The sequence below is a fragment of the Streptomyces sp. NPDC039609 genome (assembly GCF_055596705.1).
On record NZ_JBVIUJ010000005.1, the window covers coordinates 403,748 to 428,888 of the forward strand.

The 25,141-nt window shown below is 69.6% G+C and carries 32 protein-coding genes and 1 tRNA gene; 18 read left to right on the top strand and 15 right to left on the bottom strand.

Annotation, left to right across the window (positions count from 1 at the left end; genetic code table 11):
- The first annotated feature begins 67 nt into the window (after window positions 1-67).
- Window positions 68-514, top strand: a complete 447-nt coding sequence (locus ACZ561_RS17200) for a GntR family transcriptional regulator (RefSeq protein WP_470995338.1) — start codon at window positions 68-70, stop codon at window positions 512-514.
- A gap of 11 nt (window positions 515-525) precedes the next feature.
- Complete coding sequence (locus ACZ561_RS17205; protein WP_470995341.1) at window positions 526-1,086, top strand: HD domain-containing protein; 561 nt, start codon at window positions 526-528, stop codon at window positions 1,084-1,086.
- A gap of 912 nt (window positions 1,087-1,998) precedes the next feature.
- On the opposite strand, the gene ACZ561_RS17210 is transcribed toward ACZ561_RS17205, so the two are convergent.
- Window positions 1,999-2,472 carry an NUDIX domain-containing protein gene (locus ACZ561_RS17210; protein WP_470995344.1) on the bottom strand — a complete coding sequence of 158 codons (474 nt, stop codon included), beginning with the start codon at window positions 2,470-2,472 and terminating at the stop codon, window positions 1,999-2,001.
- The gene (locus tag ACZ561_RS17215; protein ID WP_470995345.1) at window positions 2,469-3,236 is read right to left on the bottom strand and encodes a helix-turn-helix domain-containing protein; all 768 of its coding nucleotides are present in this window, start codon (window positions 3,234-3,236) and stop codon (window positions 2,469-2,471) included. The genes ACZ561_RS17210 and ACZ561_RS17215 overlap by 4 nt, the downstream gene beginning before the upstream one ends.
- 704 nt (window positions 3,237-3,940) lie before the next feature.
- Here ACZ561_RS17215 and ACZ561_RS17220 point away from each other — a divergent pair.
- On the top strand, window positions 3,941-4,207 hold the full coding sequence (locus ACZ561_RS17220) for a DUF6284 family protein (RefSeq protein ID WP_470995346.1): 267 nt from the start codon (window positions 3,941-3,943) through the stop codon (window positions 4,205-4,207).
- A complete protein-coding gene (locus ACZ561_RS17225; protein ID WP_470995348.1) occupies window positions 4,204-5,067 on the top strand; it encodes a protein spdB in 864 nt (287 codons plus the stop codon). Before ACZ561_RS17220 ends, ACZ561_RS17225 begins: the two co-directional genes overlap by 4 nt.
- Before the next feature lie 24 nt (window positions 5,068-5,091).
- Here the strand turns inward: ACZ561_RS17225 and ACZ561_RS17230 are convergent, their stop codons facing one another.
- Window positions 5,092-5,247: a hypothetical protein gene (locus tag ACZ561_RS17230; RefSeq protein ID WP_470995351.1), complete on the bottom strand. Its 156-nt coding sequence runs from the start codon at window positions 5,245-5,247 to the stop codon at window positions 5,092-5,094.
- A 37-nt stretch (window positions 5,248-5,284) separates the two neighbouring features.
- Between ACZ561_RS17230 and ACZ561_RS17235 the strand changes: the two genes are divergently transcribed.
- The 5 genes from ACZ561_RS17235 to ACZ561_RS17255 all read left to right on the top strand — a co-directional run bounded on the left by ACZ561_RS17235 (window position 5,285) and on the right by ACZ561_RS17255 (window position 8,672).
- A complete protein-coding gene (locus ACZ561_RS17235) occupies window positions 5,285-5,662 on the top strand; it encodes a DUF6251 family protein (RefSeq protein WP_470995354.1) in 378 nt (125 codons plus the stop codon).
- 73 nt (window positions 5,663-5,735) lie between these two features.
- Window positions 5,736-5,900, top strand: a complete 165-nt coding sequence (locus ACZ561_RS17240) for a hypothetical protein (protein ID WP_470995356.1) — start codon at window positions 5,736-5,738, stop codon at window positions 5,898-5,900.
- On the top strand, window positions 5,900-6,094 hold the full coding sequence (locus tag ACZ561_RS17245; protein WP_470995359.1) for a DUF6257 family protein: 195 nt from the start codon (window positions 5,900-5,902) through the stop codon (window positions 6,092-6,094). The genes ACZ561_RS17240 and ACZ561_RS17245 overlap by 1 nt, the downstream gene beginning before the upstream one ends.
- 89 nt (window positions 6,095-6,183) lie before the next feature.
- Entirely contained in the window at window positions 6,184-8,256 is a 2,073-nt protein-coding gene (locus ACZ561_RS17250) for a cell division protein FtsK (RefSeq protein WP_470995362.1), read from the top strand.
- Between the two features lie 149 nt (window positions 8,257-8,405).
- Entirely contained in the window at window positions 8,406-8,672 is a 267-nt protein-coding gene (locus tag ACZ561_RS17255) for a hypothetical protein (protein WP_470995365.1), read from the top strand.
- Here the strand turns inward: ACZ561_RS17255 and ACZ561_RS17260 are convergent.
- Complete coding sequence (locus ACZ561_RS17260) at window positions 8,663-9,052, bottom strand: hypothetical protein (RefSeq protein ID WP_470995368.1); 390 nt, start codon at window positions 9,050-9,052, stop codon at window positions 8,663-8,665. The genes ACZ561_RS17255 and ACZ561_RS17260 overlap by 10 nt on opposite strands.
- A gap of 441 nt (window positions 9,053-9,493) precedes the next feature.
- Here ACZ561_RS17260 and ACZ561_RS17265 point away from each other — a divergent pair, with 441 nt between their 5' ends.
- The 5 genes from ACZ561_RS17265 (at window position 9,494) to ACZ561_RS17285 (ending at window position 14,201) form a co-directional block, all read left to right on the top strand.
- Window positions 9,494-9,682 (top strand): hypothetical protein, encoded by a 189-nt coding sequence (locus ACZ561_RS17265; protein WP_470995370.1) that lies wholly within the window; start codon window positions 9,494-9,496, stop codon window positions 9,680-9,682.
- An 86-nt stretch (window positions 9,683-9,768) separates the two neighbouring features.
- The gene (locus ACZ561_RS17270; RefSeq protein ID WP_470995373.1) at window positions 9,769-10,638 is read left to right on the top strand and encodes a bifunctional DNA primase/polymerase; all 870 of its coding nucleotides are present in this window, start codon (window positions 9,769-9,771) and stop codon (window positions 10,636-10,638) included.
- A gap of 2 nt (window positions 10,639-10,640) precedes the next feature.
- Complete coding sequence (locus tag ACZ561_RS17275) at window positions 10,641-12,116, top strand: ATP-binding protein (protein WP_470995376.1); 1,476 nt, start codon at window positions 10,641-10,643, stop codon at window positions 12,114-12,116.
- A gap of 496 nt (window positions 12,117-12,612) precedes the next feature.
- Window positions 12,613-12,819 (top strand): helix-turn-helix transcriptional regulator, encoded by a 207-nt coding sequence (locus ACZ561_RS17280; protein ID WP_470995379.1) that lies wholly within the window; start codon window positions 12,613-12,615, stop codon window positions 12,817-12,819.
- Complete coding sequence (locus ACZ561_RS17285; protein ID WP_470995382.1) at window positions 12,816-14,201, top strand: tyrosine-type recombinase/integrase; 1,386 nt, start codon at window positions 12,816-12,818, stop codon at window positions 14,199-14,201. The genes ACZ561_RS17280 and ACZ561_RS17285 overlap by 4 nt, the downstream gene beginning before the upstream one ends.
- On the opposite strand, the gene ACZ561_RS17290 is transcribed toward ACZ561_RS17285, so the two are convergent.
- From ACZ561_RS17290 to ACZ561_RS17310, 5 genes are all read right to left on the bottom strand, one after another.
- Window positions 14,198-14,635, bottom strand: a complete 438-nt coding sequence (locus tag ACZ561_RS17290; protein WP_470995385.1) for a hypothetical protein — start codon at window positions 14,633-14,635, stop codon at window positions 14,198-14,200. The two genes, ACZ561_RS17285 and ACZ561_RS17290, sit on opposite strands and share 4 nt — an antisense overlap.
- Complete coding sequence (locus ACZ561_RS17295) at window positions 14,632-15,219, bottom strand: RNA polymerase sigma factor (RefSeq protein WP_470995388.1); 588 nt, start codon at window positions 15,217-15,219, stop codon at window positions 14,632-14,634. The genes ACZ561_RS17290 and ACZ561_RS17295 overlap by 4 nt, the downstream gene beginning before the upstream one ends.
- Window positions 15,206-15,643: a DUF3995 domain-containing protein gene (locus tag ACZ561_RS17300; protein WP_470995391.1), complete on the bottom strand. Its 438-nt coding sequence runs from the start codon at window positions 15,641-15,643 to the stop codon at window positions 15,206-15,208. The genes ACZ561_RS17295 and ACZ561_RS17300 overlap by 14 nt, the downstream gene beginning before the upstream one ends.
- A 106-nt stretch (window positions 15,644-15,749) precedes the next feature.
- Window positions 15,750-16,376, bottom strand: coding sequence for an HAD family hydrolase (locus ACZ561_RS17305; protein ID WP_470995394.1), 627 nt, complete (start codon window positions 16,374-16,376; stop codon window positions 15,750-15,752).
- 231 nt (window positions 16,377-16,607) lie between these two features.
- A tRNA-Tyr gene (locus ACZ561_RS17310) sits at window positions 16,608-16,689 on the bottom strand.
- A gap of 182 nt (window positions 16,690-16,871) precedes the next feature.
- Here ACZ561_RS17310 and ACZ561_RS17315 point away from each other — a divergent pair.
- The 3 genes from ACZ561_RS17315 to ACZ561_RS17325 all read left to right on the top strand — a co-directional run bounded on the left by ACZ561_RS17315 (window position 16,872) and on the right by ACZ561_RS17325 (window position 18,570).
- Window positions 16,872-17,360: a YajQ family cyclic di-GMP-binding protein gene (locus ACZ561_RS17315; RefSeq protein ID WP_147980723.1), complete on the top strand. Its 489-nt coding sequence runs from the start codon at window positions 16,872-16,874 to the stop codon at window positions 17,358-17,360.
- Between the two features lie 89 nt (window positions 17,361-17,449).
- Window positions 17,450-17,950 carry a methylated-DNA--[protein]-cysteine S-methyltransferase gene (locus ACZ561_RS17320; protein ID WP_470995398.1) on the top strand — a complete coding sequence of 167 codons (501 nt, stop codon included), beginning with the start codon at window positions 17,450-17,452 and terminating at the stop codon, window positions 17,948-17,950.
- On the top strand, window positions 17,950-18,570 hold the full coding sequence (locus ACZ561_RS17325) for an alpha-ketoglutarate-dependent dioxygenase AlkB family protein (RefSeq protein ID WP_470995401.1): 621 nt from the start codon (window positions 17,950-17,952) through the stop codon (window positions 18,568-18,570). Before ACZ561_RS17320 ends, ACZ561_RS17325 begins: the two co-directional genes overlap by 1 nt.
- Window positions 18,571-18,583: 13 nt before the next feature.
- Here ACZ561_RS17325 and ACZ561_RS17330 read toward each other — a convergent pair whose 3' ends face one another.
- Window positions 18,584-18,853, bottom strand: a complete 270-nt coding sequence (locus ACZ561_RS17330; protein WP_384523917.1) for a GlsB/YeaQ/YmgE family stress response membrane protein — start codon at window positions 18,851-18,853, stop codon at window positions 18,584-18,586.
- Between the two features lie 57 nt (window positions 18,854-18,910).
- Here ACZ561_RS17330 and ACZ561_RS17335 point away from each other — a divergent pair, with 57 nt between their 5' ends.
- The gene (locus ACZ561_RS17335) at window positions 18,911-20,143 is read left to right on the top strand and encodes an APC family permease (RefSeq protein WP_470995404.1); all 1,233 of its coding nucleotides are present in this window, start codon (window positions 18,911-18,913) and stop codon (window positions 20,141-20,143) included.
- Here the strand turns inward: ACZ561_RS17335 and ACZ561_RS17340 are convergent.
- The 5 genes from ACZ561_RS17340 to ACZ561_RS17360 all read right to left on the bottom strand — a co-directional run bounded on the left by ACZ561_RS17340 (window position 20,140) and on the right by ACZ561_RS17360 (window position 25,131).
- Complete coding sequence (locus ACZ561_RS17340; RefSeq protein WP_470995407.1) at window positions 20,140-20,544, bottom strand: YccF domain-containing protein; 405 nt, start codon at window positions 20,542-20,544, stop codon at window positions 20,140-20,142. The two genes, ACZ561_RS17335 and ACZ561_RS17340, sit on opposite strands and share 4 nt — an antisense overlap.
- On the bottom strand, window positions 20,541-21,404 hold the full coding sequence (htpX, locus tag ACZ561_RS17345; protein ID WP_470995410.1) for a zinc metalloprotease HtpX: 864 nt from the start codon (window positions 21,402-21,404) through the stop codon (window positions 20,541-20,543). The genes ACZ561_RS17340 and htpX overlap by 4 nt, the downstream gene beginning before the upstream one ends.
- A 172-nt stretch (window positions 21,405-21,576) precedes the next feature.
- Complete coding sequence (mscL, locus tag ACZ561_RS17350; protein ID WP_470995413.1) at window positions 21,577-22,029, bottom strand: large conductance mechanosensitive channel protein MscL; 453 nt, start codon at window positions 22,027-22,029, stop codon at window positions 21,577-21,579.
- Window positions 22,030-22,081: 52 nt separating this feature from the next.
- A complete protein-coding gene (locus ACZ561_RS17355; RefSeq protein ID WP_470995416.1) occupies window positions 22,082-23,581 on the bottom strand; it encodes an NADH-quinone oxidoreductase subunit N in 1,500 nt (499 codons plus the stop codon).
- Window positions 23,578-25,131: a complex I subunit 4 family protein gene (locus ACZ561_RS17360; RefSeq protein ID WP_470995902.1), complete on the bottom strand. Its 1,554-nt coding sequence runs from the start codon at window positions 25,129-25,131 to the stop codon at window positions 23,578-23,580. The genes ACZ561_RS17355 and ACZ561_RS17360 overlap by 4 nt, the downstream gene beginning before the upstream one ends.
- Window positions 25,132-25,141 lie beyond the last annotated feature (10 nt).

Genomic DNA, 25,141 nt, shown 5'->3' on the forward strand with positions numbered 1-25,141 from the left:
GCACCCTCTCGGCCCATCTCGGTTGCGTGCGACCCTGACAGGAACTGAAGTCCATGGAAGGGAGGCCGTGTCGGTGGCCAGCCCGCGCGGAACCTATCTGCTCATCGCGGAAGCACTACGCAGTGAGATCACGGAAGATCTCGCAGACGGCGACAGCCTGCCCTCCGAGGCATCCCTCATGCAGCAGCACGACGTCTCACGCAACACCATCCGTCGCGCTCTCAAGACACTGGAGTCTGAGAACCTCATCACCTCTGTACCCGGCGCTGGCTGGCGGGTGTCTCGCGGACCGGTCCGTCCTCTCGTAGAACGCATGACAAATGTGCTCGCCGAGGACTCCTTGACGGTCGGCGACCCATACCCGTCTGAGACCCAGCTCTGCGACCGCTTCGGGGTGTCGCGCACGGCAGTACGTCGCGCACTGGCTCAGATGGAAGGCACCGGCCTGCTCAGCACCGTCCACGGAAAGGGCCGCACGGTACGCGCCCTCCCGACTCTCCCCGCGCAGCCGTAGCCTTGGCGCTCATGGGGCTTACTGAGTGGGCGTACTCGCTTTCTGAATCGATGCTGTCCGAGCCGTTGCCGCGCCGCTGGGCGCACTCCCTCGGGGTCGCCGATCGGGCTCGTTCCCTGAGCCCGATCCTCGGCGGTGACGCCGAGCTGCTGGAGGCAGCCGCGGTACTCCATGACGTCGGCTATTCCCCCTCGATCGCCACCACCGGCTTCCATCCACTCGACGGGGCTCGCTTCCTCCGGGACCAGGAGGGCGCCGACGAGCGCGTCATCTGCCTGGTGGCCCACCACTCCTGCGCGCTGCTCGAGGCCGAGGAGCGTGGGCTCCGGCATGAGCTGGAGACGGAGTTTGAGCTGGAGCGGCCAGAGTTGGTCGACGCGCTCATCGTGTCGGACATGACGACGACGCCGGATGGGATGCACACCACGCCGGCCCGGCGGCTGGACGAGATCGTGCAGCGGTACGGCCCGGACACGATCGTCGGACGCTTCATTCAGCGGGCGGCGCCCGAGATCTACGCCGCCGCGCAACGCGTAGAAGGCCGCATGGCCAGAGCCACCGCAGGCGCTTAGGAGCTGTCCGGGTGATCCCCATCGGGCTGCGCGGCAGCGGTCACTGACTGGTTCTGCAGCGACTCCGGCGTTTCGTCAGCGGCGGGCTCGCCTGCTCCCTCTACCGGCTCGGGCTCGACCGGCGCGGGCCGGAGCAGCGCCTCCCACCAAGAACGCTCGACAATCGGAAGACCCAGTCTCCTGCGGTCATCGCGTTCGCCCTCTCGGGCCCGGGAGAGGCGGGAGAGACTCCTCCAGAGGGCCTCAATTAGGCAGGCTAGCCCCCCAATACATATCGCCAAGATTCGGGGTGCGGTGTATTGACCAGCCGGAGGGATAGCCAGGAAGGTCAGCCCTAGCAGTACGAGGAACACGCCATTGTCGTAAGTTACGACGGCCCGACCGCTCCACATGTCGAATCCACGAGAATGCGTCCGCTGTTCGGCGCGCAGATGACTAATTTCTTCTTCATCCAGCGCCTTGTCTGGCCACCAATCCCAGATTTGCTTAGCCGTAGTCAGATACGTGCGGGCCCACAGAGTGGCGTGGACAGTAAGTAGAAATAGAACAGCCGCCGCAAAGAACATGGCGCTTGCCCACTCATGCCAAGGTGATACCCACACCCCCAACGACAGCGTCACGATGGAGGCGGTGAGCGAGAAGCCCGCGAGGAAAGGAGCAGCAACCGTCCCCATCATGCTCCGGGCTTCAGGCCGTCCGTAGCGTGGCGGCACGTCCCACCGTCTGCTCCGCCGCTCTTGCCATGCCTGCGAATCGTGGTCAACCATTTCCACCCTCCATCTGAAGGACGGACGATGTGGCTACGGGAAGCAGCTATACAAACAGCTTGGACCTTGAGCACCGAAGCTGCTACTCAACGTTCGACTCCGCGGACCTCGGCCAAGTCATAGACGTCATACCGCGCATCGGGGTCTAGCCGATGTAGGGCTCGCCCCGGGATTCATCCAGGCCGTGCCGGATGCGTAGGCGCATCGACGGGTGGATGTCCAGGTCATCAAGGTCCGCTGGGGCGATCCAGCGGACCTCTTTCGATTCGCTGCTCGTCCGCAGGGCGCCGCCGACCGGGTGGGCCCGGAAGCAGATGGAGAACTGCTGCCGCACCTCGCCGTCCTCGTACGCAAGTACGTGCTCCGGGTCGGTATAGAGCCCCACGATGCCGTCGACCTCGACCCTGATCCCGGTCTCCTCCTCGACCTCGCGCACGACAGTGTCGCCGATGCGCTCGCCGATGTCGTGACCGCCACCAGGCAGTGCCCACAGGTTGTTGTCTGTCTTGTGGATGATCAGGAGCCTCCCTGTGTCGTCGCAGACGACGGCCGTCACCGACGGAACGACGGAGTTCGCCTTCGGCGCGCTGGGATCGCGGAAGTAGTCGATCCGGCTCATACGAGACCTCCAAGGTCTGTGGGGGATGAGATGGGCCGTGCCGTCTCCCAGACCCGCTCGATGCTCTCAGCGTAGGCGTCAAACAGCTCTCCGCCCGGAACCCGCTGGATGTGCAGCACAGGGGCCATATAGGCACCCACGCCGTACATGTGGCCGTTGGCAAGCAACTCGTCGTCCGCCCGGTAGAGGGAGTTGTAGAGCGTCGTGCCGTGAAGCCGGAACTCCACCCCCGGTAGCCCGAAGAGCGGCGCGTAGTTCACCAGCGCGTTCCGAATCTTGCTCGCCATGGCGGACCCGATTCCCTCGTCCGCTCCGCGTACCGCGACCGCCTCACTGTCCGGGTCACCGAGCATGAACCGAACGGGGACGCCGGCCGCTGACTTCTCCTTCACGACCTGGTGGAACGCCGCGTCTTCCGTGAGCCAGAACCCGGAGAAGACGAGCACGTCAAAGTGCCGCCTCGCCTGCGAATAGAGCTGGGGCCACAGTCGGTTCGGAACGACCGAACGGTGCGGGTAGAGCCGGACCAACTCTGCGTTCCCTGCCTCGGTCACCTCGGCGGACGTCCGCTCCTCCGGCCACAGGTAGGACATCTCGCATCGCAGCAGCGATGCCGCCGCGTACTTGAATCGGCGGTAAGGCTGACGCTTTGAATCGTTGATCCAGCGCTCGACGGTCTTCGCCGAAACTCCAAGCTTTTCGGCGACTTGATCGAGTGTCATGCCGCTCTCGATGATCGCGCCGCGAAGTCTCTCATTGGCCATGCCGTGCACTCCCCCCAGTGGGACGACTTGGTACGACTTCACCGTAGCGAAGTCGTCCGCCAGTCGTACATGCGCGGAGTCCAGCGTCTGCCCTGATCAGGCCACGCTAGGTACATCGAACGGGACGGACTCGCGAACCCCGGAAGAACCAAGGGACTTGACGCCGCGAATCCTCCTCCCCATGATGAGGAACAGGTACTACATGTACCTCATCGGGCCTCGGCCCGACATGAGGTGCTGCGTACGAGCAAAGGGCGGGGACGCTGCAATCCCGCTAAAGGCCAGGTAGGACGCAATGGGCTTCGGCCCGACTGGCGAGGTGGCCCGGCGACCGCGAGCAACGGCCGGAGAGTGGGGACGAGGTCCCCCTTGCAGTGCTCCATCCCCGTTGCTCGACGCCTAGGAGGTACCGATGTCCCGACGCAGACTCAGGGCGCCGTACGTGCTGGACCGGCACGCCGGCAGCGCCCATCGCGTCTCCCTGATCCGTCATCTTCGGGTGCGCCGGACTAGCCGGTGATCCACGGATGTCAGGTCACCTGCGCAGCAGTGCTGCGGCCGGTTGCCTCCTCCGCCCGTCTGGCCACGTGCCGTACGGGCGGGGCTGAGGGGAGCCGGATTCCTGGTTCCAACGGCGAGAGGCCCCGGAGTTGCACCTCCGGGGCCTCTGTTCGGGCCGTTCCTGGATGAGAGGAACACACCCAATGAAGTCCATCGCTGTACTTCAGAAGCTCGTTACCGCAACCCCGATGGACATCGAGCCGTCGGACGCGGAGCTGGACGCGATCGAGCAGGAGATGCCGCTGATCCTGGCGGAGGTCGACCTGCTCGACGCGCAGATCATGACCATCGATCGGCCGGCCTCCGAGCTGGATCAGCGGCGCGTACGCCGCGCCCGGAACCGGGTGTTGGCCGCGCGGCGGGACCTGACGAACCGCACCGCCAGCGTGATGCCGGGGGGTGCGGCGTGAACGCCAAGACTGTGCTGCCCGCCGTCGCGATGACGGCGGTATCGATGGTGCTGACCCTGGCGGTCGTTGTGATGTGGCTGGGCACGGCGATGCCTTGGCCTATCGCGCTGGTCGTCGGGCTCGGAATCGACGGCGGGTGGCTTGCCACCCTCGCCTACGAACGTCGCCTGGCCGCTCAGGGCGACCGGTCGACCGGCGTCACCGTCGTCGGATGGTGCTTCGGCCTTGCCGCGACCGGTGTCCTGGTCGCCCACGCATTCACCGCCGAAGAGTCCGCCGGCGCGTGGCTGGCGGTCTCCTGGCTGCCGGTCGCGGCGAAGGCGCTCTGGCTCGTGCACGGGCTGTGGGAGCGGACCGCACTGACCCCCGGCGCTCTCGGGGCGATCCGGGGGATCCGGCAGGAGGCCCGTGACGAAGCGGCCGTGGCCCGCGCCCGGCTGCGGGCGGAGGCCGCGACCGAGGAGACACGGCTGACGGCCGTGACGCAGGCCGGTGCCCGCGTCGCTCGCGTCCAAGCCAAGACCGCGCAGACGCTCTCGCGAGCGTGGTCGACGCTGGAGACGACGCGGGACGGCGAGGACACCGGACGGGCGCTGACCAGTGTGACGACCCGCGTCACGCCCGGAGTCACACCCACCTGGGATCTTCCCGTCTGGGGCCCTGTCGAGCCCGTTGCGGTGCTCGCCCTGGACGTGGCTCCCGCGCTCACCGACGACGCGCTTGACGCGCTCGTCGACCAGATCCGCCACAGCCAGACTCCGGCACTGTCCTACCGGGAGATGGCCACCCGATTCCGCGCGGCCGGCCACTCCGCGTCGGAAGTTCGGCTGCGGGCCGCCTGGAAGCGCGTGGCCGCGTGATCTGCACCCCATGGGCGGTGCTGGCTAGCACAGCAGGAAGTCCGCGACGCGGGCGAGCTGGTCCTTGAGGCGGCACCAGCGGCTGCAATGCCGCTTCAGGCGCCACCACTTGGGCTGCTTGATCAGCTTTTGGCACCCGTGGCATGGCAGTGGATCGAACTCAATCTCAATGGCCCCCATGGCCGCGACTCTAGCGGCCCGTTGACCTGGGAGAACCATGGACAACCTGGCCGAGCCCGCACCCGTGGTGCGGCTCCCCGACGGCACCTACGCCTACGCCGACCAACTGCCCGCCATCCACCAACCGACCGCGGCCCCCCAGGTCGTCCACCAACACATTCACCAGGCGCCGCCGGACCGGACGGTTCAGCGGGTCGCGCTCGGCTCCGGGGTCGGCGCCGGCGCGGTCGCCGCCGGGGTCTACTTCGGCCCCCTGCTCGTCGGCGCGCTCACCGCCATCGCCGCCAACCTCGCAATCCTCGCGTTCCTCGCCGTCGCCCTCACCTGGGGCGTCGTCACGGTCGTGAAGTCGGTCTGTGGCCCGGACGGCAAAGCCGCTGCGAAGACGCTCAGCAAGTCCCGCCGCCGTCGCTGACGGCTGCCTGTCCGCCCTGGATGTTCCGGGGCGGGTGGGGAGCCGGACAGTCCGGCCCCAGAGAGGGACTGCTGTGACCAGCCAGGACTACCGCCGCTGTGCCGAGCGGCTGCTCAAGGCCCGCACCGTTGGCGGTGACCGTCCGGACGGCGCGCTGGAGGAGGCGGCCGTGTGGGCGCAGCTCGCCCAGGCCGCCGCCGTCACCGAGTCCGCCGAGCTGAAGACGGAGGCCAAGTGATGGCGGCTTACGACCCGAACTACCCCAAGCTCACCGCCGGTGAGCACGCCAAGGTCGCGTGGAACGTCGCCCGGATGGCCAAGCGCTGCCTCGCGGGCGAGAACGCCGACCGCAGCGACCTGGAACGCAAGGTCGACCGCGTCATCGAGCGCGCCCGCAAGCGCCAGGAGCGCGAGGAGAAGAAGCGCAAGTAGCTGTGCCCCGGGGGCGGCCGTCCCGGCCAAGGAAACAGGACCGCCCCCGGGTCCTCCCCACCACTCATGAGCAGTAGGAGAAGACCAGCATGACCGACGCCATGGCCGCTCACCTGCGGCCCGTCCCCGACATAGACGAAGACGAGACGCCCACCGCTCCCGTGGCGGTGGACAACCCGGAGCTTCCCGAGCCGAAGGTGACCATCGAGAAGCGCAAGCCGGTCCTCGCCGGATGGCTGACCAACCGGCGAGACTTCCTGGCCACCGCCCGCCACGCGGGCGCGAACCTCGGATATGCGGCCCTGTTCCACGGGGTCCGCGTGCCCGTCTACGCCGGACGGCTCGCGCTGATGTCCCCGCGGGGAGCGTGCCGGTTCATCGCGTCCACCAACCGGTGGGTGTGGGACCGGGAAGCGGCCCCGTTGCGGGACTACGCGGTGCGGACCGAGGACGTCGAGGAGTACATGCGCTTGGCCAAGCTGCGGGCGGGACGTATCCGGCTGCGCGGCCTGGTCACGCTGGTTGCGGCCGTGTTCGGGACCGGGTTCGCCCTGTGGCTCTACGTCATCGCCCCGGCCTACCTGTACGCGTTCGCCGCCGGCGGTGTGCTCCTGCTCGGTTTCGGCGGGCAGCAGCCGGACACCCCGGTGGTGGGTCCGGCGGTGCTGAAGACGGAGGTGCAGAAGCTGACCGGGTCGATCGTGCTCCGGGGTCTGGACTCGATCGGCAACGCGAAGATCTCCGCCGCCATCAAGAAAGGCGGTGACATGAACGGGATGCGCTTCGTGTCGGAGATCGTGCGGGACGGGCCCGGATACCGCGCCGACCTGGACCTTCCCTACGGCGTGACGCCCGAGGACATCATGGAGGCCCGCAAGCCCCTCGCCTCCGGCCTGCGCCGGAAGACCGGCTGCGTGTGGCCGTCCCCCGACCCCACCGAGCACGAGGGCCGCCTGGTGCTGTGGGTGGGGGACAAGCCGATGAACGAGACCACCAAGCCCGCCTGGCCGCTGCTGAAGACGGGCACGGTCGACCTGTTCAAGCCAGTGGTGTTCGGCAACGACCAGCGGATGCGGGACGTGTCGGTGACCCTGATGTTCGCCGCGATCGTGATCGGCTCCGTGCCCCGCATGGGCAAGACGTTCCTCATGCGGCTGCTCCTACTCATCGCCGCTCTCGACCCTCGCGCGGAGATCCACGCGTTCGACTTCAAGGGCACCGGCGACTTCGGCGCCCTGGAACCGGTCTGCCACCGCTACCGGGCCGGCGAGGACGACGACGACATCGAATACGTCGTCGCCTCCCTGCGGGAACTGAAGGAAGAGCTGCGCCGCCGGGCGAAGGTCATCAAGTCCCTGCCGCGCTCACGCTGCCCCGAGTCGAAAGTCACCCCGGAACTCGCCAACGACAAGTCCCTCCGGCTGCACCCCATCATCGTCGGCCTGGACGAGTGCCAGGTGCCCTTCGAGCACAAGGAGTACGGCGAGGAGCTGGAGGACATCTGCACCGACATCACCAAGCGCGGACCCGCGCTCGGGATCGTCGGCATGTTCGGCACCCAGCGTCCCGACGCCAAATCTCTGCCGACCGGCATCTCCGCCAACGCCATCCTCAGGTTCTGCCTGAAGGTCATGGGCCACACCGCCAACGACATGGTCCTCGGCACCGGCGCCTACAAGGCCGGCATCCGGGCCACGATGTTCTCCCGCTCCGACCGCGGCATCTGCTGGATGGCCGGCGAGGGCGATGACCCCCGCATCGTCGCCTCCGCGTTCGTCGACGCGCTCGCCGCCGAGCAGGTCGTGGGGCGTGCCCGCCAGGCCCGCGAGGAGTACGGCAACGTCACCGGCCACGCGGTCGGCAAGAGCCCGGAGAAGAACACCGGCAGCGATGTCCTCGCCGACGTCCTCGACGTCATCGCCGAGGGCGAGAAGGCCGTGTGGTGCGAGCGGATCGCCGCCCGCCTCACGCAGCTGCGCCCCGACACCTATGCCGGTTGGAAGGGCGAGAACGTCACCGCCGCCCTCAAGCCCTGGGGCATCAAGCCCGGCCAGGTCTGGGGCACCACCGACGACGGCAAGGGCGCCAACCGGCGCGGCATCGACCGCGCCGACATCACCGCCGCCATCACCCGTCGTAACGCCGACAGGGCCGCCGCCTGACCCCAGCACCACTGCTAGACCTAGCAGCCCCCGCCGCTAGGTCTAGCAGCCCCGCTAGCAAGCAAACCGGGCCCTGACCTGCGCACTAGCGTCTAGAGGCCCACCTGCGAAAACCCTGGAAACCGCCCCTGGAGAGGGAGTGACCACCCATGCTCGCCGCTAGCACCCTGCTCCTGCTCGCCACCCTCGCCGGTTACGCACTGTTGTGCGCGGCCTCGCCGTTCGGCACCTGCCGCACCTGCAAGGGACTCGGCTCCAAGCTCCGCCTCGACCGCAACCGCCGGGTCAAGGGGGCCAAGCCCTGCCACCACTGTCACGGCCACCGCTACCGGCTGCGCGCCGGCCGCCGCATGCTCAACGCCAGTCGCGGCATCCACGCCGATGGCACCCGCCCCGTGCCGCCCCGTCAGCGTTGACCGGACGGCCTGCGGCCTGTGATAACTCGCCGGGACGGCGCTGCTGGGAGGTCTTCCCGCATGAGCCGCTGGAGGGCCTCCATGTCCAGGAAGAAGGGTCGTATGGTGCGCTGGTACTCCGGCGCGTCAACGCCCGCCTCGTGCTCGGCTAGCAAGTCGCGTGCAGCACGCAATTGCTCATAGACCGACACGGCCGCCTCGTAGACGTGATCGGGGGCGGCGATCGCCAACTCTCCTAGCAGGGACTTGGCGTCAAAGTGCTGCGGGTCACTGAGGAAGGCATCATGTACGGCCTGCGTTCGGGCAGGCCCGTACGCCTCTTTGAATGACGCAACCGTCATGCGGCTGTGAGCCTGCGCCAGCGCGGTGAGGAAGCGCACGTAGACAGTCCTCTTCGCTTCAGACCACCGCACGTCCTTCTCCCGGCGCGAGCGTACGACGTCCGTCAACAGTGTGGCTCCGATGCCAAAAACAGCTCCGCATGCGGCCACCGCAAGAGTCCCCCACTCCATGTACGCACAGTACGAGCCTCATCACCCAAGGTCTATACATCGCGGTCGGCATGGCCGAATGCAGCCACAAAGACAAGATCTCCCCGCGTCTCACCAGAGTCTCGGGACCTCTGCTCTCCAGCTCGCGGGTAGGTCGACGGAGGTCTCGAGCATTACTCATCCTGCCGCCGTCGGGAACGACCGCGCTGGCCTCCACTTCGCCGCGTCATGAGGAGCCGTGCACCGCGAGTGCACCATCCGCCCTGCACCGGCCCATCGGCCGCGCAGCCTATCCACCCGTTCCACACGCTGATTAAGGGGAGTTTCGGCATGGCCATCACGGTTTCGCTCGTCGCCCTGTTCGGGCTCGTTCTGTTCTTCCTCCTGCGCTCCGGCAACCTCGGCCCCGGGGCCGCGTTCACCGCCGCCGGGTTCGGCTTCTTCCTCGCCTCCACCGGCGCCGCCGAACCCATCAACCAGCTCGCCACCGCCGTCGTACAGGCCATCCCCAACCTCTAGGCACGCCAAAGGGCGGCCCGCGTCTCGCCAAAGCCTCGGGCCGCCCTCGCCTGCCAGCACCGTCTACAGAACTGGAGACACCCAGCATGACCCATGCAAGCTCGATCCGGCGAGATGCCCCGACCGGCCGTCACGTCGACGCTGCCCTGCGCCTGGCCGCTGGCGGGCTGCCGGTCCTGCCGCTGCGCGCTGACAAGGGCCCGTTCGGTAACTGCCCCGACTGCAGCGCCAACGCGTGCGGTGGCCGGCCGAACATGAAGACCCCCGGCCCATGTGCCTGTCCCCGGCCGTGTCACGGCTGGGCAGCCGCCACCACCGACCCTGACGTTCTCTCCTCCCCGGCCTGGACGAGCGCGTGGCAGCACGCCGAGACCGTCGCCTACCACCCCGGCGGCGCCGGCGTCACTGTCGTCGACTTGGACGACACCGATGCGATCGCGTGGGCCCGCGAGACCCTGCCGCCGACCCAAATGGTGGCCACGACGCGGGGCGAGCACTGGATCTACCGGGGCACGATGCAGTCGGCCAACGGCGTACGGCCCGGCGTGGACATCAAGTCGCTTATGTCCTACGCCCGATGGCTCGGCCCGGGTACCGGCAACCCGGCCTCACTCCCGGCGACCGTCCGCGCCCTGGTCATCAAGGCGCCCGCCACCGTCCGCGCTGTGCAGTGCGCCGTGTCCGCACCGGTCGGGGGCGGGCGGTGCCCCCATCGGTCTCCCGTGTTCCTGGAGCGGGGAATCGCCATGGCGGAGCAGCGGATCGCCGAGGTCCGCAGCGCGATCCACACCGGGGTGTACCGAACGTTCCTCGCGGTGCTGTCGACTCACGGCCGGTGCGGCTGCCTCACCGAGACCCACATCGACCGGTTGTTCTCCGCCGCTCAGGCCAAGGGCGAATCCGCCCGCCATTGCGCGGACGCCTGGGCCAACGCCCGTACGAGCTTGGGACTGTGACCATGGCCGACGACGAAAAGACCCCGGCCCGCGAGATCATCACCGACTACGCGCAGGCCAACTTCCGCTACTTCCGCACCGCAGACGGCACCGTCTACGCCCAGAAGAACAGTCACCCCGTCGCCCGCCCGATCCGCTCGCAGGGGACGACGGGCAGCCACCGCCAGGAACTCATGGTCGGCCTGTTCAAGGACGGGCACGGCGTGTTCAACGGCACCGCCCTCAAGGAAGCGCTCGACCTGATCGAGGCCCTGGCCCTGACCGAGGACGTGCAGCCGGTCCACATCCGCGTCGCGCCCGGGTTCGACGGCGCGACCTGGCTCGACCTCGGGCGCAACGACGGACAGTCCGTCCGCATCCACCCCACCGGCTGGGCTATCACCGTCCCCGACCCCAAAGAGGTGTGCTGGCGGCGTACCCAGCTCACCGGAGAACTGCCCCTGCCGGCCAAAGACACCAACGGCAAAGGCATCGACCTGCTGATGCGGCTGTGCAACTTCGCCAACGCGGAGACCGAGTGCCTGGCCATCGCCTGGCTCATCGGCTGCCTCGGGCCGTCCGTGCCCGTCCCCGCCCCCTTCCTCACCGGCCCCCAGGGCGCGGGCAAGTCCACCGGCGGGCGGATGCTGGTGCGGATCATCGAGGGCATGAGCGGCGACCTGCGCCGCGCGCCGAAGGACGAGGAGAACCTGATCGCGGCCGTCGCCGCGGGATGGGTCACCGCCCTGGACAACCTCTCCCACATGACCCCCGACCTGTCCGACGCCATGTGCTGCATCGTCACCGGCGCCGAAAGCGTCAAGCGTGCGCTGTTCACTGATGGCGACGTCGTCCGCTCGCGCTACCGGCGCCCGATGCTCCTGACTGGCATCGATGTCGGCGTGATCCGCCCCGACCTCGCCGAACGACTGCTTCCGCTGCGCCTGGAGCGCCCGCGGGTGCGGCGGACCGAGGCGGAGTTGTGGGCGGAGTACGACGAAGCGCTGCCGGCCATCCTCGGCTCGCTCCTCGACCTGACCGTCAGGGTCCGCGCCGCTCAAGCGGACATCCCGACCGACCTGCGGATGGCCGACTTCGCCCATCTGTGCGCGCAGCTCGACGCCGCGACCGGCCTCGGAGCCCTGGACGCCTACCGGGCCAGCCTCGACGACCTCAACGACGACGTCATCGAAGGCGACCTGCTCGCCCAGACCGTCCTCAAGCACGCCGCCGGCCTCGCCCCGGGCGTGGAAGTGCGGATGACGTCCTCGGAGTGGCTGCACGCGCTCACCGGCCTCTACAGCGGCGAGGAATGCCGTCCGCTGCCGAAGGGCTGGCCCACCACCGGCAAAGTCCTCTCCGACCGGCTCAAGCGCCTGCAACCAACCCTCGCCGCCCGAGGCGTCCTCGTCGACTGGGGCCGCACCAACACCGCCCGCTACGTCGAAATGACCCGACGCTCCGGCCCGGCACCAGACCAGCCGAACCCGATGTTCTGACCGAAGCCACCACGGCTCGCGCACAAGCAAGAGGAGCACGCCCGCCCTGGCGCAGGGGGTGCTCCTCTTGCTGTTCGGCGGCTCGCCGCCGCCGCCCAGCGGACGCGCCGCGAAGCGGCTCCTTCTTCACGCCCTGAGGCACGCACAACCACAGACACTGACCCCTCCCTTTCCTAAGAAGGGAAGCGCTACGTCACCCACGTCACCGGCACACGCCGGACGGCCCCTGAGCTGCGGCTCCATAGGTGACGCAAGAGGCCGAGGACCGCGTCACCCCGCGTCACCTACGTCACCGGTGACAGGCACAGCGACGAACCGATGACGCACGCCTCGCCCTCTGCGACACCAAAACCCGCAGGCCAGACGCACGAGAGACGCAGGTGACGCAGTGACGCAGAGATCCGCCCTTCGGACAGGTACGGACGCCCAGAAGCCCCACCCCCGCCCGTCCGTCCGAGCGATGCCACTCCGACTTTCACCCCGAGGAGGGGAACCGATGGCCAGCCCCACCCGCCGCCGTCAGCCCGCCGACGTCCTTGTGCCCCTCAGCGACGCCCTCGACGAGATCGGCATTACCCGCGCCACCTACTACCGCTGGCGCAACCGCGGCTACGCCCCGGCGATGAAGCGCCTCCCCAACGGCCGTCTGCACATCCGACGCAGCGTGCTCGACGCCTTCCTGAACGAACTGGAGACCGCGTGACCGACTGGAGCTACACCGTACGGATCTGGAGCATCCGCAAGCGGCCGTACCGCAAGCCGTACCAGCTCCGTTGGCGGGTCGGCACGAAGCCGCACTGCGAGTCCTTCCTGACGCTCGGGCTCGCCGAGAGCCGGCGCGCACAGTTCATCACCGCGAGCCGCGAGGGTGAGCCGTGGGACATCGACACCGGCCTGCCGAAGTCCATGGCCCAGAAGGCCAAGGACATCTCCTGGTACCAGCACGCGAGGAACTACCTGGAGATGAAGTGGGACCACTCCCCCGCCTCCACACGCCGGAACCTCGCTGAAGCCATGGCCACCGTGACCCTGGCTCTGGTGAAGGACACGAAGGGAATGGCGGACCACAAAGCCGTGCGCCGTGCGCTCTACACCTGGGGCTTCAACGTGAACCGGTGGAAGGAGGAGACACCGGAGGACGTGGCCGCGCTGCTCGCCTGGGTCGAGCGGAAGTCGGTCCCGACATCCAACCTGGCTGACCGGTTGCTGGTACGCCGAGCCCTGGACGCCTGTGCCCGCCGACTGGACGGCAAGACGTCCTCCGGCGCCGTCATCGCCCGGAAGCGAGCGATCTTCCACCAGGCCCTCGGTCTCGCCGTGGACGCGGAGTTACTGCCTGAGAACCCGCTCTCTGCGATCAAGTGGAAGGCCCCGGAGAAAGTCGAGGAGGAGGTGGACCCCGAGGCCGTGCCGGACCCCGAGCGAGTCGCCTCGCTCCTGGCGGCCGTGCGGAAGCAGGGCGCCCGCGGCCGCCACCTGGAGGCGTTCTTCGGGTGCATCTACTATTCGGCCGCCCGCCCCGGGGAGCTTGTTGGGCTCCGGCTCCAGGACTGCGACCTGCCCCGGCGCGGCTGGGGACTCATGCGACTCCGGGAGAGCCGGGCGCGCTCCGGGAGCTCCTGGACGGACACGGGCGAGGCCCACGACCGACGCGGGCTGAAGCACCGGACCCGGAAGGCGGTCCGGCACGTACCGATCCCGCCCGAGCTGGTCGCGATGCTCCGGTGGCACGTAACCGCGCACGGCACCCACGCCGACGGCCGGCTGTTCCGGACGGCCCGCGGCGGCATGGTCCAGGAGAGCGGATACGGGGAGGTCTGGGCGGGCGCCCGCGAGGACGTTCTGACCCCCTCCGAGCGGGAGACCAAGCTCGCCAAGCGGCCTTATGACCTTCGTCACGCGGCCGTCTCAACCTGGCTCAGTTCCGGGGTCGAGCCGCAGCTCGTCGCCCAGCGGGCCGGCCACTCCACCGGCGTCCTCTTCCGGGTGTACGCGAAGTTCCTCAAGGGCGGTGACGACGCGGCCAACGCCAAGATCTCCGCCCGGCTAAACCAGCACCGTGCGGGCGCCCCGGCTTCGCCCTAGGGCACGCGCTCGCCGAGCCGCCTCATGGCCTGTTCGAGCTCCCCGCGCGCCCCGATCGGTACGAGGGCGGGCCTCCCCGGTACGCGTACGCCTCCGGTGAGCGCCACCCTCGTCCGGCCGTCGTCCATCGCGTCGGCCGCCATCCCGACGACCAGGAACCGGCTCTGCAGCCAGCCCCAGCCGGGGCGCAGGACGCCGTGGAAGTGGGCGCGCAGGCCGTACCGGCTGCGGGCCAGGGCCTCGACGCGGTCGCCGTCGACACGGAGGACCCGCACGGACCGCATGTCCGGCTGGAAGTCCCCGAAGCCACCTTCGAGATCCCCCATCACGCCCCACACCTCGTCCAACGACGAGGGCAGCACCCCCTCGACGACATGAGCCCCCCGGATCGCGGCCCCCATGACGCGTAGCCGACCCACGTTGGTCTGTGTCATCCGTTCCACGCCTTTCGGAAACTCTGCCGGGCCCGGTGCAGCCGCGACTTCGCGGTGCCGGCCGGAACGCCGAGCACGGCCGCCGCGGACTCCTCGTCCATTCCTTCGACATCGCGCAGCACGAGCACGGCGCGATGCTGCGGAGACAGCCGCGAGAGGACGTCGTCGATGTCGGCGGCGAGCTGCGGATCACCCCGCTCCGGTACGTCGGCCGACTCAGCCGGCCGCGCCCGCGCCGCCCGCTTGGCGACCCGGACCGCCTCGCGTACGGAGATCCCCCGCACCCACCCGTACAGCGCCTCCGGATCCCGCAACGACCGCAGCGACGTGAATACGGCGACCAGCGCCTCCTGAGTGGCGTCCGGGCCGTCGTCCAGCGCGATCGGACGGCAGATCCGGGAGATGTACGGGGTGAGATGGTCGAGCAGGTCGTGCAGGGCCAGCGTGTCCCCCCGCCGGGCGGCCCGGGCCAGCGCGACGCCTCGTTCGAAGCCCCGGTCGACGCCTCGGGTGCAGCCCCGCTCGACTCCCTGCTCGACGCCGTCCCGGCCGGCACTCCGGCCGGCGTGATCAGCGGGCGGCACGCAGGGCCGCCCATCCGAAGACCAGGCACAGGGGCGTGTACAGGAAGGCGTTCAGCCACGGGAACGCCGAACCGGACCCGTCGCGCCCGACCACGATCCACACCACCCCGACCGCCGCGCGCAGCAGCATCCCGGCGGCCACGGCGGCCGTCACCCACTGCGCCGCCCTGCCGCCCCGACCACCCACCCGGGCGAACACGGCCAGGGCGGCGAGGCCCTCCAGCGCGGCGAGCGGCAGCACGACGGGCGGCCCGAAGGAGACAACATCGCCGAGGATCGCGAGCGAGAGCGCCCGCTCGTCGTGGGCCGGCCACGTCAGGCCGGTGGCCCAGTAGACGTGCACCAGCGCGAGGACGGCGAGCAGCGCCGGGACGGCCCGCGCGCCGGTGGCCGTACGAGGCCGCTGGATGTCGATGACCGCCATGGGTCCCCCTCCGAGTCGAGGCCGGCGCCGAGAGCCGACACCCGAAGGAGGAGCCGAAGCGCCGGAACGTTCCCTGTGACCCGCCTCACAGTGCGCGGGCGCAGGGCTACGCCAGCGTCGCCAGGATGTGCGGAGCCGCCTCGGCGAGGGCGGTGAAGTGCCGGTGGGAGCCCGCCACTTGATCAGGGCCGTTCACCGACCAGACCGTCATCCCGGCGGCGAGCCCCGAGCGGACCCCGGAGGGCGCGTCCTCGATGACCAGGCACTCCGCCGGGTCCGCGCCCAGCTTCTCGGCCGCGAGGAGGTACGGGACGGGGGACGGCTTCCCCTCGGTCACCGAGGCCGCGTCCACGATCAGCCCCGGCAGCGGCAGTCCGGTCCGCTCGAACCGCCCCCGCACCCGGTGCTCGTAGTTCGACGTGACGATCGCCCACCGGTCCGCCGGAATTCCCCCGAGCAGCTCGGCGGCTCCGTCGAAGGCCGCGTACGAGCCCGTACGGACGTCCTCGTCCTCCAGCGCGTGCAGCAGGGCGAGGCACTCGTCCGGGTCGTGCCCCGAGGCGACGGCCGCGAAGGTCTCGACGGGCCGCGTCCGCAGGGCCACGGCGTACACCTCGTCGCCGTCGAGTCCGTACCGGGCGGCCCACTCGTGCCACATGCGCCGCTGGTTGGCGACGGCGTCCATGAGGGTCCCGTCGACGTCGAAGAGTACGAAGGTGCTGGTGGGGGTCACGCCCCGGATGCTACGGCGAGCCATCCGGGGCGCGACCGCCCAGGCGTCGCGCTAGGCGCCCCTCGGCCACAAGCGCAGGTCAGGGCCGGAATCCCGTCCACAGCCCGTCCACACGCGCTGGTAGAGAGCGTGATCGAGTGAGACAGGGCGAGACAGTCATGCCCTGCTGCACTTGCACAGCAGAACGGCCCCTGATCGCGTTTCCGCAGATCAGGGGCCGTTCTTATCGCGTGGCGGCGCCAGGATTCGAACCTGGGTAGGCTAAGCCGACGGATTTACAGTCCGCTCCCATTGGCCACTCGGGCACACCGCCATGGGATGTCGCTGCTCGGAGCCGCTTTTCGGCGGTGCTCCGTGGCAACGACGTAAACGATACCTGATCCTCAGGGGTGCTCCGCCACCGGATTGATCAGCGGTTCGGGCCTGATCGGATGACTAGGCTTGCCTCGTACGCCAACGCAACCGCAACGTCTTCGACGCAAGGAGCCACACGTCATGGCCGACTCCAGTTTCGACATCGTCTCCAAGGTCGAGCGGCAGGAGGTCGACAACGCCCTCAACCAGGCCGCGAAGGAGATCTCGCAGCGCTACGACTTCAAGGGCACCGACGCCTCGATCTCCTGGTCGGGCGAGAAGATCCTGATGCAGGCCAACGGCGAGGAGCGCGTGAAGGCGATCCTCGACATCTTCGAGACCAAGCTGATCAAGCGCGGGATCTCGCTGAAGTCGCTGGACGCCGGTGAGCCGCAGCTGTCCGGCAAGGAGTACAAGATCTTCGCCACGATCGAGGAGGGCATCTCCCAGGAGAACGCCAAGAAGGTCGCGAAGGCCATCCGCGACGAGGGCCCCAAGGGCGTCAAGGCGCAGGTCCAGGGTGACGAGCTGCGGGTCAGCTCGAAGAGCCGGGACGACCTGCAGGCCGTGCAGGCGCTGCTCAAGGGCAAGGACTTCGACTTCGCGATCCAGTTCGTGAACTACCGGTAGTCACGAACTGCGTGTCCGAAAGCCGCCAGCCTCCGGGGTGGCGGACCTCGCACACTGGACGCGGAGCGAGTGCGAGGAGAGGAACTGCCATGACGGTGTACGCGTACGTCGAGGGGCCCTTGGGCGAGATGCTGCTCGTCGGGCGGGACGCCGACGAGGGCGGTCGGACCGCGCTGGTCTCGCTGTCGCTGCCCGGGCAGAAGGGTGCCGCCGCCGTCGAGGACGGCTGGCGGCACGCGCCCGAGGCGTTCGAGGAGATCGCCGCGCAGCTCGGTGAGTACTTCGCCGGCCGCCGCGACCGCTTCGACATCCCGTTCGCGGAGAGCGGGACGGACTTCCAGCGGCGTGTCTGGTGCGCCCTGGAGGAGATCCCCTACGGCTCCACCGTCTCGTACGGGGACATCGCCCGGCAGGTGGGTTCCTCGGGGGCCGGGGTGCGGGCCGTCGGCACCGCGATCGGGCGCAACCCGCTCCTGGTGGTCCGGCCCTGCCATCGGGTGATCGGCGCCGACGGGAGTCTGCGCGGGTACGCGGCCGGTCTGGAGCGCAAGGAGCGGCTGCTCGGGCTCGAAGGCGCCCTGGTGGCGTGATGGACGGGCTGTTCGCCCGGGAGCGGGCCGTCGTGGCCCCGGGTGCGGTGCACGTTCCCGGGTGGCTGTCCCTCGCACGGCAGCGGGAGTTGGTGGCGGCCTGCCGGGAGTGGGGGCGCGGGCCGGTGCCGTACCGGCACACCGTGCTGCCCGGCGGCGGGGTGATGTCCGTGCGGTCGCTCTGCCTGGGGCGGCGCTGGGTGCCGTACCGGTATCTCGACACGATCGATGTCGAACTGCCCGGCTGGTTGGGTGAGTTGGGACGCGAGGCGGTGATCGAGGCGTACGGGGACGGTCAGGACTTCCGCCCCGACACCGCCCTCGTGAACTTCTACGACGCCGACGCCAGGATGGGGCTGCACCAGGACAAGGAGGAGCGGTCCGGTGCGCCGGTGGTGTCGCTGAGCCTCGGTGACCGTTGCGTGTTCCGGTTCGGGAACACCGAGAGCCGGAGGAAGCCGTACACCGACGTGGAGTTGGCGTCCGGGGATCTCTTCGTCTTCGGCGGGCCGTCGCGCTTCGCGTACCACGGGGTGCCCAAGGTCCTTCCCGGCACGGCCGATCCGGCTCTCGGGCTGACGGGGCGACTGAACATCACCCTCCGCGAGACGGGGCTCTGAGCGCGCCGAGGCCTCAGCGTGAGCGGGAGTGGCCGAAGAGGATCCGGTACGCGATCAGCAGCACCAGCGAGCCGCCGATGGCCGAGAGCCAGGTGGCCGTGTCGTAGAAGCCGGTGGCGATCGGGCGGTCCAGGAACGTGGACGAGATCCAGCCGCCGATGAAGGCGCCGGCTATGCCGATGAGGGTCGTGCCGATGAGCCCGCCCGGGTCGCGGCCCGGGAGCAGGATCTTGGCGACGACGCCTGCGAGCAGGCCCAGGACGATCCAGCTGATGACGTTCATGGTGAGGAAGACGCGGAGGCCGCGGGCGCGGTTGCGGCGGGCCGTAGTGTGCCGTGCATGACACAGGAACTGCGCCGCTCGCTCGGTGTCCTCGACGCCGTCGTCATCGGGCTGGGCTCGATGATGGGCGCCGGGATCTTCGTGGCGCTCGGACCGGCGGCCGAGGCGGCCGGTTCGGGGCTGCTGCCGGCGCTCGCGCTCGCCGCGCTCGTCGCGTACTGCAACGCGATGTCCTCGGCCCGGCTGGCCGCCGTGTATCCGGCCTCCGGCGGCGCCTATGTGTACGGTCGCGAACGCCTCGGGTCGTTCTTCGGGTACTTGGCCGGCTGGGCGTTCGTCGTCGGCAAGACGGCCTCATGCGCGGCGATGGCCCTGACGGTCGGGGCGTACGTCTGGCCGGAACAGGCCCATGCGGTGGCGGTCGCGGCCGTGGTGGCGCTGACGGCCGTGAACTACGGCGGTATGCGGAAGTCCGCCCTGCTGACGCGGGTGATCGTGGCGCTGGTCCTGGCCGTCCTGACGGCGGTGGTGGTGACGTCCTTCGCCTCCGGATCCGGGGAGTTCGGGCGGCTCGCCCTGGACGAGGACGTGACGGCCGGTGGGGTGCTCCAGGCGGCGGGGCTGTTGTTCTTCGCGTTCGCGGGGTACGCGCGGATCGCCACGCTCGGCGAGGAGGTACGCGATCCGGCCCGGACGATCCCCCGGGCGGTCCCCCTGGCGCTCGGAATCACGCTCGCCGTCTACGCGGCGGTGGCGGTGTGCGTCCTGGCCGTCCTCGGGCCGCAGGCGCTGGCGGCTTCCGCCGCCCCGCTCGTGGACGCGGCCCGGGCGGCCGACGCCGGATGGCTTGTACCCGTCGTCATGGTCGGTGCTGCGGTCGCCGCGCTGGGCTCACTGCTCTCGCTGATCCTCGGGGTGTCCCGCACGACCCTGGCGATGGCCCGGGACGGTCGTCTGCCGGCCGGGCTCGCCGCCGTGCACCCCCGCTTCCAGGTGCCGCACCGGGCGGAGCTCGCGGTGGGCGCGGTGGTGGCCGTGGTGGCTGCCACGACGGACGTACGGGGCGCGATCGGTTTCTCGTCCTTCGGCGTGCTCGTCTACTACGGCATCGCCAACGCCTCCGCGTGGACGCTGGGCCGCTCGCACCGGCCGCTCGCCGCGCTGGGCCTGGCGGGGTGCGGGGCGCTCGCGTTCGCGCTGCCGCCGGCCTCCGTGCTCGCCGGGCTCGGGGTCCTCGCGGTGGGCACCGTCGCGTACGCGGTCGGTCGGGGGCGACGCGAGCACCCCTAGTGGGTCGTGTACGTGTACGGGTACGGCTCGTCCGTGCGGACGATCTCCTTGCCCAGCGGCAGCAGCGACACCGGGATCAGCTTGAAGTTCGCGATGCCGAGCGGGATGCCGATGATCGTGATGCACAGGACGATGCCGGTGGTGATGTGGCCGAGCGCGAGCCACCAGCCCGCGAGGATCAGCCACAGCACGTTGCCGACGCAGGACGGCGCGCCCGCGTCCCGCCGGTCCACGACCGTGTAGCCGAAGGGCCAGAGGGCGTAGACACCGATGCGGAAGGCGGCGAGACCGAAGGGGATTCCGATGATCGTGATGCAGAGCAGGATGCCGGCCAGCATGTAGCCGAGGAACATCCAGAAGCCGCACAGGATCAGCCAAATGACGTTCAGGATTGTCTTCACGGGCGACGACCTGCCATCTGTTCGAGTCGGGCGATGCGCTCCGCCATCGGCGGGTGCGTCGAGAACATCTTCGATAGACCCCTGCCCGCTCCGAACGGGTTGGCAATCATCATGTGGCTCGCGGTCTCGATCTTGGGCTCGGGCGGCAGCGGCAGCTGCTTCGTCCCCGCGTCGAGCTTGCGCAGGGCGCTCGCGAGGGCCAGCGGATCGCCGGTGAGCTGGGCGCCGGAGGCGTCCGCCTCGTACTCCCGCGAGCGGCTGATGGCGAGCTGGATGACCGAGGCGGCGACCGGGCCGAGGATCATGATCAGCAGCATGCCGAGCAGCCCGGGGCCGTCGTCGTCGCTGGAGCGGCCGATCGGGATCAGCCAGGCGAAGTTGACCAGGAACAGGATCACGGATGCGAGCGCTCCGGCGACGGAGGAGATCAGGATGTCCCGGTTGTAGACATGGCTCAGCTCGTGGCCGATGACTCCGCGCAGTTCGCGCTCGTCGAGGATCTGCAGGATGCCCTCGGTGCAGCACACGGCTGCGTTGCGGGGGTTGCGGCCGGTGGCGAAGGCGTTCGGTGCCTGGGTCGGCGAGATGTAGAGCCGGGGCATCGGCTGGCGGGCCTGGGTGGAGAGCTCACGCACCATCCGGTAGAGCGCGGGCGCCTCGAACTCGCTCACCGGCCGGGCCCGCATGGCGCGCAGGGCCAGCTTGTCGCTGTTCCAGTAGGCGTACGCGTTGGTGCCGAGCGCCACGACCAGCGCGACGATCAGCCCCGTACGCCCGAAGAAGCTGCCGATGAGGATGATGAGGGCCGAGAGCCCTCCGAGGAGTACGGCGGTCCTCAGCCCGTTGTGCCGGCGGTGCACGGTACGCCCTCCAAGTGGTGCGGCAGGGGAACCCTTTGCTGTGTGGTGGTCCTCCCAGACTTCGTCCGGGGGGGACCGCCATGTCCAGTGGACCCTCCCGTACTGGTCAACGCCAGGCGGGATGCACGGGTTCCCCTGCCCCCACCGGGGGCTCTGTGGGCCGTACGGGTGATCAGCGCGGGGCCGGGAGGCCCGCCTTCACCAGTGCGGTGGCGACGGGCTCGACCTCGCTGGTGCAGTGCGCGCAGCGGGTGGCGACGGCCGGGATCTCGGTGAAGCAGCGGGGGCAGTCGCGCTTCTCCGACTTGATGTCCGCCTCTTCCCTGGCGAACCTCTCCTGGACCTTCGCCATGGGGACGACGATCATGAAGTAGAGCACCGCGGCGGTGATCACGAAGGCTATGGCGGCGGCGATCGCCAGACCGTACGGGAAGATCGTCTTGCCGACGGTGAACTGGGCCTCGCTGAAGTCGCCGACGGAGCCGGTGGCCAGTCCGATCAGCGGGGTGATGAACGCCTTGCTGAAGCCGGTCACGACGGCGGTGAAGGCCGATCCGACGGCCAGACCGATGGCCATCGAGACGACGTTCCCGCGAATGATGAAGTCCTTGAAACCGTTCAGCACGGGTGAAGCTCCTTGATGCTTTTCTCTGTGGGGGGTGTGGGGCGCGCGGGGCTCAGAAGAGCGTGGTGGCCGCGAAGCGCAGCGCGAACTGCGGGTAGCCCGACAGCACGACGCCGACGACGGCGGCGACCGCGATCGCCAGGGTGATCGGGGCGGGCACGCGCGCGTGGGCTTTCTCTGCCGTCGGCGGGCGGAACAGCAGCGCCGTCCACCGCAGGTAGTAGTAGAGGCCGATCACGACGTTGACGCCCATGATCACGGCCAGCCAGCCGAGGCCCGCGTCGACCGCCGCCGAGAAGACGGTGACCTTGGCGAAGAGGCCGATGATACCGGGCGGCAGGCCGGCCAGGTTGAGCAGGAAGAAGCCCAGGGTGAGGGCGATCACAGGACGGTCGGCGTAGAGGCCGCGGTAGTCGGAGATCCGGTTCTCGGGGTGCGTACGGGAGACCAGGACGACCACCGCGAAGGCGCCGAGGTTCACGACGGCGTACATCAGGGCGTACGCGACGGTGGCGCCGATCTGGTCGTCGCTGGAGTACGCGGCGGCGGCGATCGGCACCAGGAGGTAGCCGGCCTGGGCGACCGAGGACCAGGCGAGCAGCCGGACCGCGCTCCACGCGCGCGTGGAGACCTGCCGTAGCGCGGCCACGTTGCCGATGGTCATGGTGAGCGCGGCGAGGACCGCGAGCGCCGGGCCCCAGACGTCGGCGTAGGAGGGGAACGCGACGACCGTGACGAGGATGAGGCCGGTGAAACCGACGGCCTTGCCGACCACGGAGAGGTAGCCGGCGACGGGCAGCGGGGCGCCGACATAGGTGTCGGGGACCCAGAAGTGGAAGGGGACGGCGGCCGTCTTGAAGGCGAAGCCGACCAGGGTGAGCGCGACGCCCGCCTGGGCGAGGGTCTCCAGCTGACCGGGGACGTCGTCGAGACGCTGGGCGAGCTCGGTGAGGTGGAGGGTGCCGGTCGCGCCGTACACGAAGCTGACGCCCAGCAGGGTCACGGCGGTCGCGGTGACGGAGGAGAGGAAGAACTTCAGCGCGGCCTCGCTGGACTGCCGGTCGCCCCGGCGCAGGCCGACGAGGGCGAAGGCGGGCAGCGAGGCCACTTCGAGGGCGACGACGAGGGTCGCGAGGTCGCGGGAGGCGGGCAGCAGCGCCGCGCCGGCGGCCGAGGAGAGCAGCAGGAACCAGTACTCACCGGCGGGAAGCCTGTCGCGGGTGTCGGAGAGCGACAGCAGGGCGGTGAGCAGGGCTCCGCCGAGTACCAGGAACTGGATGACGAGGGTGAACTTGTCCGCGGTGTAGCTGCACGCTGCGGTCGCGGCCGGATCGGTGGTGAGGCAGAAGGTCGAGCGGTCACCGGCGCGCAGCGGGATCAGCAGGGCGATCGAGGCGACGAGCCCGGCGATCGCGGTCCAGCCGAGGAGCTGCTTGTGTCGCGCGGGGACGAAGAGGTCGGCGACGAGTACGGCCAGGGCGACCACGGCCGTGAGGGTCGGTGGCGCGATCGCGAGCCAGTCGACGGACTGGACGAGGTTCGTGGTCGTCACGAGTTCCCTCCCGCGAGGAGCTTCTGGACGGCCGGATCGGTGAGGCCGAGGAGGACCGCGGGCCACAGGCCGGCGAGGACGGTGAGGGCGACGAGCGGGGTCCAGGCGGCGAACTCGTACCCCTGGACGTCGGCGATCACCGTCTCCCCGCTCGGGCGGGGGCCGCCCATGCAGACCCGGCGGACGACGACGAGCAGGTACGCGGCGGTGAGCAGGGTGCCGAAGGCGCCGATCGCCATGAAGGTGAGGAAGGCGGGGCGGCTGAGGCCCGCGGCCGGTTCGAAGGCGCCGAACAGTGCCAGCATCTCGCCCCAGAAGCCGGCGAGGCCGGGCAGTCCGAGGGAGGCGACGGCGGAGAAGGCCAGCAGCCCGCCCAGGCGGGGGGCGCGGCCGTAGAGCGCGGCCCCGGTGGCGCCCGCGAGGGTGTCGAGGTCGGCGGTGCCGTACCGGTCCTTGAGCGCGCCGACCAGGAAGAAGAGCAGGCCGGTGATGAGGCCGTGGGCGATGTTGGCGAAGAGCGCGCCGTTGACTCCGGTGGGGGTCATGGTCGCGATGCCGAGGAGCACGAAGCCCATGTGGCCCACGGACGAGTACGCGATCAGGCGCTTGAGGTCGCCCTTGTTGCCGGGCTTCGCGAGGGCGAGGCAGGCGAGCGATCCGTAGATGATGCCGGCGACGGCGAAGGCGGCGAGGTAGGGGGCGAAGACCCTCATGCCGTCCGGGGCGATCGGCAGGACGATCCGGACGAACCCGTACGTACCCATCTTGAGCAGGACGCCGGCGAGGAGGACCGAGCCGACGGTCGGGGCGGCCGTGTGGGCGTCCGGGAGCCAGCTGTGCAGCGGCCACATCGGGGTCTTCACCGCGAGCCCGATCCCGATCGCGAGAACGGCGATGACCTGCACGGATGTGGTCAGTCCTCGGCCGTTGTCGGAGGCCAGTGCCACCATGTCGAACGTGCCCGCCTTCACGCCGATGAGGAGCAGGCCGAGCAGCATGACGACCGAACCGAGCAGCGTGAAGAGGATGAACTTCCAGGCGGCCGCCTGCCTGCCCTCGCCGCCCCAGCGGGCGATGAGGAAGTACATCGGGATGAGGACCATCTCGAAGGCCAGGAAGAACAGGATCAGGTCGAGGACGGCGAAGGTGGCGAGCGTGCCGGACTCGAGGACGAGGAGCAGCGCCACGAAGCCCTTGGCGGAAGGGCCGCTGGGCGGCTTGAAGTAGTTGTAGAGCGCGCAGAGGAAGGTCAGCAGCGCGGTCATGACCAGGAGGGGGAGGGAAATGCCGTCGACACCGAGGTGGAGCCGCACGTCGAGTGCGGGGATCCACCTGATGTCCGTGCTCGCCTGCATCCTCGACGGCTGGTCGTGGTCGAAGCCGAGCGCGAGGACGATCGCGGCGATCAGGACGACGCCCGTGACGACCACGCCGTGGCGGAGCACGGCCTGGTCGGGGGACTTCCCCTTCAGCCCGGGCGGGGCCGGGAGAAGAGCGGCGGCGGCACCGACGAGCGGGCCGGCGACGATCAACGCAAGAAGGAACTGCATCACGGATTCG

Bases quoted from the DNA above. Each gene is read 5' to 3' on its own strand.
- ACZ561_RS17205 (WP_470995341.1), top strand. From the start codon at position 526: ATGGGGCTTACTGAGTGGGCGTACTCGCTTTCTGAATCGATGCTGTCC.
- ACZ561_RS17250 (WP_470995362.1), top strand. From the start codon at position 6,184: ATGACCGACGCCATGGCCGCTCACCTGCGGCCCGTCCCCGACATAGAC.
- ACZ561_RS17330 (WP_384523917.1), bottom strand. From the start codon at position 18,853: ATGAACGTCATCAGCTGGATCGTCCTGGGCCTGCTCGCAGGCGTCGTC.
- ACZ561_RS17265 (WP_470995370.1), top strand. From the start codon at position 9,494: ATGGCCATCACGGTTTCGCTCGTCGCCCTGTTCGGGCTCGTTCTGTTC.
- ACZ561_RS17230 (WP_470995351.1), bottom strand. From the start codon at position 5,247: ATGGGGGCCATTGAGATTGAGTTCGATCCACTGCCATGCCACGGGTGC.
- ACZ561_RS17210 (WP_470995344.1), bottom strand. From the start codon at position 2,472: ATGAGCCGGATCGACTACTTCCGCGATCCCAGCGCGCCGAAGGCGAAC.
- ACZ561_RS17300 (WP_470995391.1), bottom strand. From the start codon at position 15,643: ATGGCGGTCATCGACATCCAGCGGCCTCGTACGGCCACCGGCGCGCGG.
- ACZ561_RS17320 (WP_470995398.1), top strand. From the start codon at position 17,450: ATGACGGTGTACGCGTACGTCGAGGGGCCCTTGGGCGAGATGCTGCTC.
- ACZ561_RS17325 (WP_470995401.1), top strand. From the start codon at position 17,950: ATGGACGGGCTGTTCGCCCGGGAGCGGGCCGTCGTGGCCCCGGGTGCG.
- ACZ561_RS17360 (WP_470995902.1), bottom strand. From the start codon at position 25,131: ATGCAGTTCCTTCTTGCGTTGATCGTCGCCGGCCCGCTCGTCGGTGCC.
- ACZ561_RS17290 (WP_470995385.1), bottom strand. From the start codon at position 14,635: ATGACACAGACCAACGTGGGTCGGCTACGCGTCATGGGGGCCGCGATC.
- ACZ561_RS17280 (WP_470995379.1), top strand. From the start codon at position 12,613: ATGGCCAGCCCCACCCGCCGCCGTCAGCCCGCCGACGTCCTTGTGCCC.
- ACZ561_RS17235 (WP_470995354.1), top strand. From the start codon at position 5,285: ATGGACAACCTGGCCGAGCCCGCACCCGTGGTGCGGCTCCCCGACGGC.
- ACZ561_RS17275 (WP_470995376.1), top strand. From the start codon at position 10,641: ATGGCCGACGACGAAAAGACCCCGGCCCGCGAGATCATCACCGACTAC.
- ACZ561_RS17255 (WP_470995365.1), top strand. From the start codon at position 8,406: ATGCTCGCCGCTAGCACCCTGCTCCTGCTCGCCACCCTCGCCGGTTAC.
- ACZ561_RS17220 (WP_470995346.1), top strand. From the start codon at position 3,941: ATGAAGTCCATCGCTGTACTTCAGAAGCTCGTTACCGCAACCCCGATG.
- ACZ561_RS17335 (WP_470995404.1), top strand. From the start codon at position 18,911: ATGACACAGGAACTGCGCCGCTCGCTCGGTGTCCTCGACGCCGTCGTC.
- ACZ561_RS17215 (WP_470995345.1), bottom strand. From the start codon at position 3,236: ATGGCCAATGAGAGACTTCGCGGCGCGATCATCGAGAGCGGCATGACA.
- ACZ561_RS17270 (WP_470995373.1), top strand. From the start codon at position 9,769: ATGACCCATGCAAGCTCGATCCGGCGAGATGCCCCGACCGGCCGTCAC.
- ACZ561_RS17245 (WP_470995359.1), top strand. From the start codon at position 5,900: ATGGCGGCTTACGACCCGAACTACCCCAAGCTCACCGCCGGTGAGCAC.
- ACZ561_RS17315 (WP_147980723.1), top strand. From the start codon at position 16,872: ATGGCCGACTCCAGTTTCGACATCGTCTCCAAGGTCGAGCGGCAGGAG.